At 58.9% G+C, this 11,981-nt stretch carries 10 protein-coding genes; 7 read left to right on the forward strand and 3 right to left on the reverse strand.

What is annotated here, in order from left to right:
* Positions 1 to 7 precede the first annotated feature (7 nt).
* Positions 8 to 595 (reverse strand): TetR/AcrR family transcriptional regulator, encoded by a 588-nt coding sequence (locus tag V6S97_RS19595; protein WP_334427651.1) that lies wholly within the window; start codon positions 593 to 595, stop codon positions 8 to 10.
* A gap of 97 nt (positions 596 to 692) precedes the next feature.
* Between V6S97_RS19595 and V6S97_RS19600 the strand changes: the two genes are divergently transcribed.
* Positions 693 to 1,802 carry an efflux RND transporter periplasmic adaptor subunit gene (locus V6S97_RS19600; RefSeq protein WP_111784215.1) on the forward strand — a complete coding sequence of 370 codons (1,110 nt, stop codon included), beginning with the start codon at positions 693 to 695 and terminating at the stop codon, positions 1,800 to 1,802.
* Positions 1,802 to 4,909: an efflux RND transporter permease subunit gene (locus V6S97_RS19605; RefSeq protein ID WP_111784214.1), complete on the forward strand. Its 3,108-nt coding sequence runs from the start codon at positions 1,802 to 1,804 to the stop codon at positions 4,907 to 4,909. Before V6S97_RS19600 ends, V6S97_RS19605 begins: the two co-directional genes overlap by 1 nt.
* A gap of 475 nt (positions 4,910 to 5,384) precedes the next feature.
* Here V6S97_RS19605 and V6S97_RS19610 read toward each other — a convergent pair whose 3' ends face one another.
* Together V6S97_RS19610 and V6S97_RS19615 are read right to left on the reverse strand one after the other, a co-directional pair.
* Positions 5,385 to 6,107, reverse strand: coding sequence for a TSUP family transporter (locus V6S97_RS19610; protein ID WP_112589828.1), 723 nt, complete (start codon positions 6,105 to 6,107; stop codon positions 5,385 to 5,387).
* A 309-nt stretch (positions 6,108 to 6,416) separates the two neighbouring features.
* On the reverse strand, positions 6,417 to 6,965 hold the full coding sequence (locus tag V6S97_RS19615; RefSeq protein WP_111784212.1) for a TetR/AcrR family transcriptional regulator: 549 nt from the start codon (positions 6,963 to 6,965) through the stop codon (positions 6,417 to 6,419).
* A gap of 113 nt (positions 6,966 to 7,078) precedes the next feature.
* On the opposite strand from V6S97_RS19615, the gene V6S97_RS19620 reads away from it, so the two are divergent.
* The 5 genes from V6S97_RS19620 (at position 7,079) to V6S97_RS19640 (ending at position 11,896) form a co-directional block, all read left to right on the forward strand.
* Positions 7,079 to 7,867 carry an SDR family NAD(P)-dependent oxidoreductase gene (locus tag V6S97_RS19620; protein WP_111784224.1) on the forward strand — a complete coding sequence of 263 codons (789 nt, stop codon included), beginning with the start codon at positions 7,079 to 7,081 and terminating at the stop codon, positions 7,865 to 7,867.
* A gap of 54 nt (positions 7,868 to 7,921) precedes the next feature.
* Positions 7,922 to 9,016: an alkene reductase gene (locus V6S97_RS19625; protein ID WP_111784211.1), complete on the forward strand. Its 1,095-nt coding sequence runs from the start codon at positions 7,922 to 7,924 to the stop codon at positions 9,014 to 9,016.
* Positions 9,017 to 9,128: 112 nt separating this feature from the next.
* Positions 9,129 to 9,953 carry an oxidoreductase gene (locus V6S97_RS19630; protein ID WP_112589831.1) on the forward strand — a complete coding sequence of 275 codons (825 nt, stop codon included), beginning with the start codon at positions 9,129 to 9,131 and terminating at the stop codon, positions 9,951 to 9,953.
* 65 nt (positions 9,954 to 10,018) lie between these two features.
* Positions 10,019 to 10,867 (forward strand): alpha/beta fold hydrolase, encoded by an 849-nt coding sequence (locus tag V6S97_RS19635; RefSeq protein WP_207909214.1) that lies wholly within the window; start codon positions 10,019 to 10,021, stop codon positions 10,865 to 10,867.
* 30 nt (positions 10,868 to 10,897) lie between these two features.
* Positions 10,898 to 11,896 carry an NADP-dependent oxidoreductase gene (locus V6S97_RS19640; protein ID WP_334427652.1) on the forward strand — a complete coding sequence of 333 codons (999 nt, stop codon included), beginning with the start codon at positions 10,898 to 10,900 and terminating at the stop codon, positions 11,894 to 11,896.
* Positions 11,897 to 11,981: the final 85 nt, after the last annotated feature.

An 11,981-nucleotide genomic window follows, 5' to 3' on the forward strand; every position in this document is an offset into this window, starting at 1 on the left:
ATCGCCATCAGTCATCACCACCACTGCGAGCTATACGCCTGACTTCGCCGGCGGCTGCGTCAAGAACGCGTTCCGATAAGCTTTCGTCCTCAATGATGCGGGAGAGCGTGACGGCGCCCACCATCATAGACAATATCGCTATAGCCTTTTCGCTGGGGCTTGAACTGTCAGCGTCTCCCATGAGCTCATCCAGTATCTCGAAGTGAGCGCGAATGCCGTCCTCGAACGGACGTCGAACATCCGCACTTTGCCTCGCCGCGTCCGCCCCCAGTGCAACGAGCGGGCAACCTTCCGCCTTTTCTCCCCTGTGATCTTTGGAAAGATAAAACGCCATAACAGCTTCGAGTGGATCTGAGGTATCTGCGGCCGCGGCGGACCATCTTCTCGTTGCGCTTTCCAGAGCGCGTCTGGATGCAAGAGCGGCAAGATCATCTTTCGACGTGAACTGTTTGTAGAACCCACCTTGGGTAAGGCCGGCACCTTTCATCAGATCCTTCAGCCCGATTCCGTCAAATCCATGCTCTCGAAACAGCCGGCTTGCGACGGTGATGATCCTGTCGCGATTTTGCTCGGCCTGTGCGCGGCTCACTCTCATGTGGATCTCCGATTAGATTTCATTTGACATCTATATTCGTTTTAGATTTAGATTGCAATCTAAGAATTATGTTATCGCCATCAAGAAGGCCAGTGCCATGAAACAAAAAATCCTGCTCTCGACCGTGGCAATGGCCGCCCTCATCGGGGTTGGCGCTGCTATTTTCCTGATGCCATCAACGGACACGAATGCGCAGGCCGCGGATCCCCGCAGCTTGGCTCCGCTTGTCAGCGTGACAAAGGTCAAGACCCCGGACACGGCAAGCCGAAGCTTCACCGGCACGGTTGCGGCCCGGGTGCAGAGCGATCTCGGCTTTCGGGTTCCCGGAAAGATCATCGAACGGGTGGTGGGCCTTGGCGAGGAAGTAAGGGCCGGGCAGCTTCTGATGCGGATCGACGAGACCGATCTTCGACTTGCCCTGACCGCGAAACGCAATGCCGTTATTGCCGCTGAGGCAACGTTCATACAGGCCCAGGCCGACGAGAAGCGCTTCGCGGTTCTCGTCAAGTCCAACGCTGCGTCCACCCAGCAGTATGAAAGATCAAAGGCCACTATGGATACGGCGACGGCACAACTTGCCGCAGCCAGGGCTGACGCAGCAGTCGCAGAAAACGAGGCAGCCTATGCAGTATTGCTGGCTGATGCCGACGGGACGATCGTTGAGACCCTCGGCGAACCGGGGCAGGTGGTCTCGGCAGGTCAGCCCGTCATACGGCTCGCGAAGGCAGGACCACGCGAAGCTCTCGTTTGGCTCCCTGAAAATCTGAGGCCTGAGATTGGCGCCGCAGCGCAGGCCACGGTCTATGGTCGCAGCGGGCAAGAGAAAGCGGTCCTTCGCCAGATATCCGATGCCGCCGATCCCCAGACCAGAACCTATGAAACGCGCTGGGTGTTGCAGGGGGCTGCGGCATCCGCGCCGCTCGGCGCAACGGTTACGATCAGCGTGGAAAACAAGGACGCGCTGGCGCATGCCGAAGTTCCCATCGGTGCGCTTCTGGATGACGGCACGCGCACGGGCGTGTGGGTCGTCGACGAACAATCCTCAAGCGTTCGTTTTCGCGAAGTGAAGGTCGAACGGATCGGCGAGGAAAAGGCCATCGTTTCGAGCCTGAGGGCAGGGGAGCCTGTTGTCGCCCTTGGCGCGCATTTGCTTCAGGACGGCGCAAGCGTGCGCACCGGCGTTGAAAAAGCAGAGGCGGCGAACTGATGAGTTTCAACCTTTCGGCGCTCGCCGTTCGCGAACGAGCCGTCACCCTGTTCTTCATCGTATTGTTGGCTGCAGCCGGCGCTTACGCCTTCGTCAAGCTGGGACGAGCCGAAGATCCGTCATTCACCATCAAGACACTTACCGTTACCTCGGTTTGGCCGGGAGCGACTGCGCGCGAAATGCAGGATCTTGTCGCCGAGCCGCTCGAAAAGCGTATTCAGGAATTGACCTGGTACGATCGTGTGGAAACGACCACACGCCCCGGCTACGCTTTCCTGACCGTGACGCTCAAGGACAATACGCCAGCCTCGGCCGTTGAGGGGGAGTTCTACCAGGCGCGCAAGAAACTTGGCGATGAATCCCGAAATCTTCCCCCCGGCGTGATCGGCCCTTTCGTCAATGACGAATACTCCGACGTCAGCTTCGCCCTTTATGCCTTGAAGGCGAAGGGGATGGCGATGCGTGACCTCGTGCGCCAGGCCGAGACGATCCGTCAGGACATGCTTCACGTTCCCGGCGTGAAAAAGATCAACATTCTTGGCGAGCAGCCGGAACAGATTTTCGTGGAATTCTCCTATCCCAAGCTGGCAACGCTGGGCATCTCGGCGCAGGATATCGCTTCCGCCCTGCAACGGCGCAATACCGTCACCCCGGCGGGTTCCATCGATACGCAGGGACCGCAGGTCTTCATCCGGTTCGATGGGGCTTATGACAGCGTCGAGTCGATTGCTGAAACGCCGATCGTCGCGGGCGGACGCGTCCTCAAGCTAGCGGATTTCGCCGCGGTGCGCCGCGGATATCAAGATCCCGCCACCTACGTCATCCGCCACGATGGCGAACCCGCCATCATGCTGGGCGTGGTGATGCAGCAGGGCTGGAATGGGCTGGAACTCGGCAAGGCCCTGGAAGACCGATCTTCGACGATTGCACAAACCCTGCCGCTTGGCATGACGCTCGCTAAAGTCAGCGATCAAGCCGTCAACATTGATGAGGCTGTCGGCGAGTTCATGTTGAAGTTCGCCATGGCGCTCGGAGTCGTGTTGTTCGTGAGCCTCGTTAGTCTCGGCTGGCGTGTCGGCATCGTCGTGGCACTTGCGGTTCCGCTCACACTCGGCGTCGTCTTTCTGATCATGCTGGAAACCGGGCGGTTTTTCGACCGCATTACTCTTGGTGCGCTCATTCTAGCGCTCGGGCTGCTCGTGGACGATGCCATCATCGCCATCGAGGTGATGGTCGTCAAAATGGAAGAAGGCATGGACCGCATCAAGGCGGCGGCATATGCGTGGAGCCACACGGCTGCCCCTATGCTTTCCGGCACACTTGTGACCATCATCGGGTTGATGCCGGTTGGATTTGCCAGGTCAACCGCCGGTGAATATGCCGGTAACATCTTCTGGATCGTTGGGTTCGCATTGATCGTCTCGTGGTTCGTTGCGGTGATCTTTACGCCCTATCTCGGCGTCAAGATGTTGCCCGAGATAAAGCCGGTGGAAGGTGGTCACCACGCGATCTACAACACGCCAAATTATCGCAGGCTGCGTAGCCTCATCGAATTTGCGGTCCGTCACAAATTCCTGACCTGTGGTCTCGTTGGCGTCATCATGGCCGCCTCTGTCGTTGGCATGGGATCCGTCAAGCAACAGTTCTTCCCGACATCTGATCGTCCCGAAGTGTTGGTGGAAGTGCGCATGCCCGAGGGCACCAGCATCGAGACGACAACGGCAACGGTCGAGAAACTCGAAGGCTGGCTGAAAAAGCAACCCGAAACGAAGATCGCTACCAGCTATGTCGGGCAGGGCGCGCCGCGCTTCTTCTTCGCCATGGCGCCTGAATTGCCGGATCCCGCTTTCGCCAAAATCGTCGTGCTGACATCCGATGCCCATACGCGTGAGGCGCTCAAACATCGTCTTCGCGAAGCGGTGTCCAGCGGACTTGCTCCGGAAGCCAATGTGCGAGTTACGCAGCTCGTTTTCGGTCCCTACACGCCCTTCCCGGTGGAGTTCCGCATCATGGGGCCGGATCCGGATGAATTGTACAGGATCTCTGAGCAGGCGCTTGCCATCATGAAGACCGTGCCCGACGTTCGCCAACCTAACCGCGACTGGGGCAACCGCACGCCTGTCCTGCGGTTCATCCCCGATCAGGACCGGCTCAACCTCATCGGCCTCTCGCCCGCCGAGGCCGCCCAGCAGATGCAGTTGTTATTGAGTGGTGTGCCGATCACACAGGTTCGCGAAAACATCCGCAACGTTCCCGTCGTTGCCCGCAGCGCCGGCGAAAACAGGCTTGATCCTTCGAGGCTTTCGGATTTCTCTCTTACGAGCAGAAACGGACGCCCGGTACCACTCGACCAAATCGGTCATTCCGAAATCCGTTTCGAGGAGCCGGTAATGAAGCGCCGTGACCGCACGCCGGTCATCACCATCCGCTCCGATATAAATGAGGCAACCCAGCCGCCGGAAGTGTCGCAACAGGTCTTCAAGGCCCTTCAGCCCTTGATTGCCTCGCTTCCCGTCGGCTACCGCATCGAAATGGGTGGCAATATTGAGGAGTCCCTCAAGGCGAATGTGGCGCTGGTGAAGATTTTCCCGGCCATGGTTGCCGCCATGCTTATCGTTATCATCCTTCAGGTCCGCAGCCTGTCGACGATGACGATGGTAATGCTTACCGGGCCGCTCGGGCTCGCTGGCGTGGTTCCAATATTGCTCGTTTTCAATCAACCCTTCGGCTTCAACGCCATCCTCGGGCTTATCGGCCTGGCCGGTATCCTCATGCGCAATACGCTGATCCTGACCGAGCAGATAAAGGAAAATCAGGCGGCGGGTCTGGATGACTATCATGCCGTCATCGAAGCGACCGTACAGAGGACGCGACCCGTTATCCTGACGGCGCTCGCTGCCGTCCTCGCCTTCATTCCGCTCACGCACTCGGTCTTCTGGGGATCGATGGCCTATACGCTGATTGGCGGTACGGCCGTTGGAACCGTCATGATCCTGTTGTTTCTCCCCGCGCTTTACGCGGCATGGTTCCGCATCAAGCCGCCCAAGGGCGAGAAACAATCCGAAGAAAGCGTTTCCGATCCGGTGCTTTCGATGGCTGCCGAGTGACTTCGGCCGCATCTCGAATCCTGACAGGTTTAAACTCCCATCTATCGTGCTCGGTGCAATGCCGCTTCGCTCTGGTCCGGGCATGCACTCGTTCGGGATTTAGGCGTGCCCACCACATGCTAGAGCCGATGCTGGCGAGCCGAACGGCGACAATGATTGGCGACCAGCTCGTTTCGATCTCCACTGCCGGCCGGACTTTGAGTATCCAGAGTTGGTGAGCGGCCGAAGCAGCAGGCGGCCGAGCACGAAGGCGAGATTGGTTGTTACCCCGACGCTCTGGGCGAAACGGCAGACACTGTCCGGCTTATCCGGCAGTTCGGGCGTTGAAGCACAGAAGAATGAAGGCAGATGTGTAGATCAGCATGCCAACGAGCAAGGGTGGAGATGCTCGATCATGTTGCTCTCCACGCGGAAGATCTCATAGAGAGCGGCGACCACATTGCGGTCTCGCGGGGATCGCCCCCGTAGGCCTTGCTTAAATTGTCGCTCCCCAAAGCAGGCTGAGTCCTGAGGTAACCAGCAGCGCATCCATGATATGGCGAAAAGCTTCGGGCGTGAGGCGGAGAAGGAAAGGTTTCGCTATAAAGGAACCGACCATCAGAGAGGCGCCCACAGTTAGGCCCTTCAGGATAACAGCGAAAGGAAGTGCTCCAGAGCCCTGAAAGGTAAGCGTTTTGGCAGTGTAGATCACTAACGAAGCTGCAGCTTCGGTTCCGATAAAGGCTCCCTTGGTCAGACCATAACCGATGAACACTGGTACGGAGGCAGGTCCAGAAGAGGCCACGATCCCGGTCAAGAAGCCGATGCATGCTCCGGCTGCGGCCAGATGGGGTAACCTTAAATGGATAAGGTTTGCTGCCAACCAGCGACGTCCGGGGATCATCACGAGCAAGAATACTCCAATTGCCGCATCTACTGCCCGGGGCGGCAGAACAAGCATCGTTCGTGCACCAAGAACCGCTGCAGGAACGCCGGCAACCGCATAGGCTGCCACAGCACGCCAATCAACTCCCCGCCACCACGCAAGAATCCGGGCAATATTTGCCATGACGGCGGCCACCGCCATTATTGGTACAGCTTCTTTTGGCCCATAGACATAGGCCAAGACCGGGACGAGCATGATGGAAGAGCCAGTACCAATTATGCCACTGATGATCCCGGCAAGCAGGCCGATCATTAAGATGAGGGAAAGTCCCATTCGCTGTACACCGAAACTGCGTGATTGCTTACGCCCAGCTCTATCTCGATTCCAAACACCCAGACAAATTCAACTCGCCTAAATAACCGACTTGGCGGCGGCTCCGTGGCGCAAAGCTATGTGGCTTGGGCGCGTGATACGTGTCAGGGGACCGCTGCTTACATTTTAGCGGCATCTTATCCATCTGAAAATTACAAGTCTGCGTGGAGCCAAGGCGGCGTCCAGGCTCAGAGGTCCGCTCCCGAGATTCGATCGTTTCCTCGCAGCAGGCATAGACCAGGCGCTCTAAATGCGTGCTTTCCGATGCCCTTAGCCGACTCTGGCGTCGATCCAGGCACGCGTCTGCTCAAGAACTTCGTCTGACAGTTCAGGATCATCAACCGCTCTGGCCAGGATGACCGCTCCGACCATGGCCGCCCAGCTTCCAATCGCTGCACGGTGCTTGCCGGTTGCGTCTTGGTCCGGAAGGGCATCTTCGATACGTGCGATTTGGTTGCGTAGCCCTTCAGTCATGGCCGCTTTCGCGGCAGGTGTCTGGTGGCGAATTGCGGCGGCCAAGCCTGCCATCGGGCATCCGTTGCCGGGGTTGTCACGATGACGAGGCGCCAGATAGGAGCGGACGAAGCCACTGAACTCGCCGTCCCCGAAACTGTCTGCCGCAAGCGCATGGACAAGCGTCTGGGCGACCAGCTCGTCCTTCGAACTGAAATGGCCATAGAAGCCGCCATGGGTCATGCCGGCTGCCTTCATGACCTCAGCGACGCTGACCGCATCGAATCCTTTGTCCTTAAACAATCGGCTGGCGACGTCCAGGATGCGGCGACGATTTTCCGCCATCTGTTCTCGGCTGACTTTCATTTTCAAAATACTCCGAGTTGGCCATTGACATTTACATGATGGCCATCATATTTAAATCCAATCATGATGATCGTCATGAATATAGGATCAACCACAGAAAAGAACAATCCAAGATGAGTCAGATTCCTGCAGTTCTGATAACCGGCGCCTCCACAGGCATTGGGGCAACCTATGCCGAACGCTTCGCACGCCGCGGCCATGATCTCGTGCTAGTCGCCCGAGACGCTGTGCGAATGGAGGCGCTTGCAAGCCGTCTGCGCCAGGAAACCGGCGCCGCAATCGACATCCTCCAGGCCGATCTCACCAAGGCTGAGGATCTTGTTAAGGTCGAGACCAGGTTGCGCGACGATGAGCGCATCGGCGTTCTCGTCAACAATGCCGGTACGGCAATCGGAGGAACTTTCGTCGACCAGAACGCCGATGACATGACCAAGCTCGTTGCACTCAACGCGACCGCACTCGTCCGGCTTGCCAGCGCCATTGCTCCCCGTCTTGCCAATGCGGGCGAAGGCGCGATCGTCAACATCGGTTCGGTCGTTGGGCTCGTCCCCGAATTCGGCATGACCGTTTATGGCGCGACCAAGGCCTTTGTCCTGTTCCTGTCACAGGGACTCGCCCACGAGCTTGGACCGAAAGGTGTGTACATCCAGGCTGTGCTTCCCGCCACGACCCGCACCGAGATCTGGAATCATGTGGGCGCCGACGTGAACGCCATGAATAATGTCATGGAAGTGGGCGATCTGGTGGATGCGGCCCTTGTCGGATTCGACCGCCGCGAACCGGTGACGATCCCGCCGCTGCACGACGGCAGCCAGTGGGACGCGCTTGATGGCGCGCGCAAGGCCATGCTCGGCAATCTCGTCAATGCGCTCCCTGCCGAACGCTATCGCACGCAGGCGTGAGCTTTCCGCAGTCGATGAACCCGCGCCGATAAATAGAAACGTCACAGGTATATCATGACCAAGACCACGCTCTTCGAACCCACCGCCCTAGGCGCCTTCACCCTTACGAACCGCATCGTCATGGCGCCACTCACCCGCAATCGCGCCGGCGCGGGCTTCGTGCCCGGCGACCTGACTGCCGAATATTACGCCCAGCGCGCCTCAGCCGGACTGATCGTTTCGGAGGCCACCCAGATTTCGCAGCAGGGACAAGGCTACCAGGACACGCCAGGCATTTATACCCAGGCGCAGATCGATGGCTGGAAAAAGGTGACCGCTGCCGTGCACGAGAAGGGCGGACGCATCGTCCTGCAGCTCTGGCATGTCGGGCGCATCAGCCATGTTGACCTTCAGCCAAATGGTGGTGCACCAGTCGCGCCGTCCGCAATCCGGGCGGAAGTAAAGACATTCGTCAACAACGGTTTCGTCGATGTTTCGGAACCTCGCGCCCTTGAGTTGGAAGAACTCGCCGGAATTATCAACGATTTCCGCAAGGCTGCCGCCAATGCCATTGAGGCCGGTTTCGATGGGGTCGAAGTTCACGGGGCCAACGGCTATCTGCTTGAGCAGTTCGCCAAGGATGGCGCTAATATCCGCACCGATGCCTACGGCGGATCCGTGGAAAACCGCGCCCGTCTGTTGCTTGAGGTGACCGCTGCGGTGGCGCAGGAGATCGGGCCGGAACGCACCGGCATCCGGATTTCTCCGGTCTCGCCTGCCAACGGCATCTCCTGCAGCGATCCCCAGGCGCAGTATGATTACATCGTCGATGAGCTCGATGCGCTTGGAATCGCCTATATTCACGTCGTCGAAGGCGCGACCGGCGGCCCGCGTGATGTCGCGCCGTTCGATTATGGATCGCTGCGCCGCCGCTTCTCCAAGACCTACATCGCCAACAATGGTTATGATCTCGAGCTTGCGACGTCGCATCTGGCCGATGGCAGGGCGGATCTGATTGCTTTCGGTCGTCCGTTCATCGCCAATCCGGATCTGGTAGAACGGCTGCAGAGCGGTGCGTCATTGGCAGAAGTGAACTCCACGACAATCTTTGGCGGCGGCGCTGCGGGTTATACCGACTATCCGCGCTCCACCGAAACTTCCGCCAGCTGAGCCATCAGGAGCCGTACTTCGGTGCGGCTCCTCGGGTGCCGATCACCACCAGTCCCTGACAATTCCCAACGCCGCGCGGGCGGATATCGCGCGCCAGATCGAGAACCCAGCTATGGCAACCTTCGCATCAAAAGCACAGAAGACTGCACTTGTGACCGGCGCGTCCAGCGGCATCGGCAAGGCAGCGGCATTGGCGCTCAGCCAGGCGGGTTACCGGGTGATTGGCACGAGCCGCAAGGCGGAAGCCGAGGAGATCCGCGATGGCATCCGCATGGTCGCTTGCGACGTCACCTCGGATGCCTCCGTTTCTGCGGCCGTGAAGCTAGCCCATGCTGAACTCGGTCGCATCGACCTCTTAGTCAACAATGCCGGTTATGCTGTCTCCGGTGCGGCAGAAGAGAGCTCGGTGGAACAGGTTCACGCGCTGTTCGACACCAACTATCTGGGCGTTGTCCGGGTGACGAACGAGGTCTTGCCGATTATGCGCCAGCAGGGGCATGGGCGAATCCTGAATGTCGGGTCTGTCGTAGGGCTCATTCCTGGTCCTTTCGGGGCTCACCACACGGCGAGCAAGCACGCAATCGAGGGCTATTCCGAATCTCTGGACCATGAGGTGCGGCCGTTTGGCATACGTGTCGCGGTGATCGAGCCATGGGCGACGAAGACGTCTATCGAAGCCAATTCCCCACAGGGCGATCGTCCCGTTGCGGCCTATCGCGAGACATTTTCCCGGTATCAGGCTGCGTTTGCCAAAGCCATGGCAGGCGGCGACACGGCGGGTGATGTCGCAGTGACAATTCTCGTCGCAGCGCAGGCGAGGAAGCCACGGCTCCGCTATCCCTCGGGCAAGGATGCCCGACAGACGGCATTTGCCCGGCGTTTCCTGCCACGTGCTCTGTTTGATCGTATTTTGCGCAAGCAGTTCAACATCGCCTGAGACGTTTTTCCACTCCGTTGGCCCGAGTGCGGGCAAAGAGCAGACCCATTATGAACGCCGGATCCATGACGACCGCATCGATACATGACTACCGCGACGCAGCCAACCGCTTCGTCACCGTGGGCAACATCCGCTTTGCCTATCGCGAGCTCGGTCTGCGCGGTGGCGTCCCGCTGGTCATGCTCAATCATTGGGGGGCGGTGCTGGACAATTTCGACCCGCGCATTGTCGACGGGCTTGCCATCTCCCATCATATCATCGCGCTGGACTATCAGGGGATCGGCCTGTCCGGCGGAACGGCTCCCCTGACCATCGATGAGATGGCTCGTGATGTGATCGCCGTCGTCGGCAAACTGGGCTTTTCCACGGTTGATCTCATGGGCTTTTCGCTGGGTGGCTTCGTCGCCCAGGATATTGCGCTGAATGCACCAGCTCTTGTGCGCAAGCTGATCCTGACGGGAACTGGTCCTGCGGGTGGAGCCGGCATCGAACGGATCGGAGCCATCTCCTGGCCCTTGATCGTCAAGGGTATGCTGACACTGCGTGACCCGAAGACCTACCTGTTCTTCACCTCGACCGCCAATGGCCGTCGCGCAGCGAAGGACTTTCTGGAAAGGTTGAACGAGCGCAAGATGAACCGTGACAAGGGGCCGACACCGCGTGCGTTCATGCGCCAGCTCAGCGCCATCAAGGCCTGGGGGCGTCGGGCACCGCAGGATCTGGGACGCATACGCATTCCCGTTCTCGTAGCCAACGGAGACAATGATATCATGGTGTTGACATCCAACAGCCGCGATCTGGCTCAGCGTATCCCCAATGCCGAACTGTTGATCTACGCAGATGCTGGCCATGGCGGCATCTTCCAATACCATGCTGAATTCGTGCCGAAAGCCCTGGCTTTCCTGGCTGCCTGACCTGATCATCGTTTCACACTGGAGACCCTCGTGAAAGCCTTCGTCGTAGACAAATACAAGAAAAAGGTCCCGCTGCGTCTGGCCGATATGCCCGATCCCGTCATCGGTGCCAATGATGTGCTGGTTCGCATTGAGGCCACCGCGATCAATCTTTTGGATTCCAAGGTGCGCGACGGCGAATTCAAGTTGTTCCTGCCCTATCGTCCACCCTTCATTCTCGGTCACGATCTGGCCGGAACGGTCATCCACGTCGGCGCCAATGTGCGGCAGTTCAAATCCGGCGACGAAATTTACGCCCGCCCGCGCGACGGTCGCATCGGCACATTTGCGGAGATGATTGCGGTTGACGCCTCAGATCTCGCGCTGAAACCGAAAAGCCTCTCCATGGAGCAGGCTGCGTCGATCCCGCTGGTCGGGCTAACCGCCTGGCAGGCGCTCGTCGAGGTGGGCAAGGTCAAGCCCGGCCAGAAGGTGTTCATTCAGGCCGGTTCCGGCGGTGTCGGCACATTCGCCATCCAGCTTGCCAAACATCTCGGCGCGACAGTTGCCACCACGACAAGTACGGCGAATATCGAGCTTGTGAAAAGCCTGGGCGCTGATGTGGTGATCGACTACAAAAGGCAGGACTTCGAGCAGGTACTGTCTGGGTACGATCTCGCGCTCAACAGCCAGGATGCCAAGACGCTGGCGAAGTCGGTGAACGTGCTGACACCGGGTGGCAAGCTAATCTCGATCTCTGGTCCGCCGGACGTCCCTTTCGCGAAGTCCCTGCGGCTGAACCTCATACTGCGCCTTGTCACGCGGATGCTGAGCCGAGGCATTCTGAAGAGGGCAAAGAGCCGGGGCATCGACTATTCCTTCCTCTTCATGCGGGCGGAAGGCCAGCAACTGCGAGAGATTGCCAAGCTGATCGATAATGGCGCCATCCGTCCTGTCGTGGACAAGGTATTTCCCTTCGCGCGGACGGCAGACGCCTTGGCTTATGTCGAGACAGGGCGCGCCAAGGGAAAGGTTGTCGTTTCCGTTTAGCAAAGAGGTGGCTCGGTTTGTCTGAACAGTTTCGGGCGTTTTGTTAAGTGGATTTCCGCCTCGATTATGCTGCCACCATCATTGG

The organism is Agrobacterium sp. CCNWLW155, from assembly GCF_036888815.1.
GTDB lineage: Bacteria > Pseudomonadota > Alphaproteobacteria > Rhizobiales > Rhizobiaceae > Agrobacterium > Agrobacterium radiobacter.

What these genes read in the sequence shown, in the direction of transcription:
- V6S97_RS19595 (WP_334427651.1), bottom strand. Translation starts at nt 595, where the DNA reads ATGAGAGTGAGCCGCGCACAGGCCGAGCAAAATCGCGACAGGATCATC.
- V6S97_RS19600 (WP_111784215.1), top strand. Translation starts at nt 693, where the DNA reads ATGAAACAAAAAATCCTGCTCTCGACCGTGGCAATGGCCGCCCTCATC.
- V6S97_RS19605 (WP_111784214.1), top strand. Translation starts at nt 1,802, where the DNA reads ATGAGTTTCAACCTTTCGGCGCTCGCCGTTCGCGAACGAGCCGTCACC.
- V6S97_RS19610 (WP_112589828.1), bottom strand. Translation starts at nt 6,107, where the DNA reads ATGGGACTTTCCCTCATCTTAATGATCGGCCTGCTTGCCGGGATCATC.
- V6S97_RS19615 (WP_111784212.1), bottom strand. Translation starts at nt 6,965, where the DNA reads ATGAAAGTCAGCCGAGAACAGATGGCGGAAAATCGTCGCCGCATCCTG.
- V6S97_RS19620 (WP_111784224.1), top strand. Translation starts at nt 7,079, where the DNA reads ATGAGTCAGATTCCTGCAGTTCTGATAACCGGCGCCTCCACAGGCATT.
- V6S97_RS19625 (WP_111784211.1), top strand. Translation starts at nt 7,922, where the DNA reads ATGACCAAGACCACGCTCTTCGAACCCACCGCCCTAGGCGCCTTCACC.
- V6S97_RS19630 (WP_112589831.1), top strand. Translation starts at nt 9,129, where the DNA reads ATGGCAACCTTCGCATCAAAAGCACAGAAGACTGCACTTGTGACCGGC.
- V6S97_RS19635 (WP_207909214.1), top strand. Translation starts at nt 10,019, where the DNA reads ATGACGACCGCATCGATACATGACTACCGCGACGCAGCCAACCGCTTC.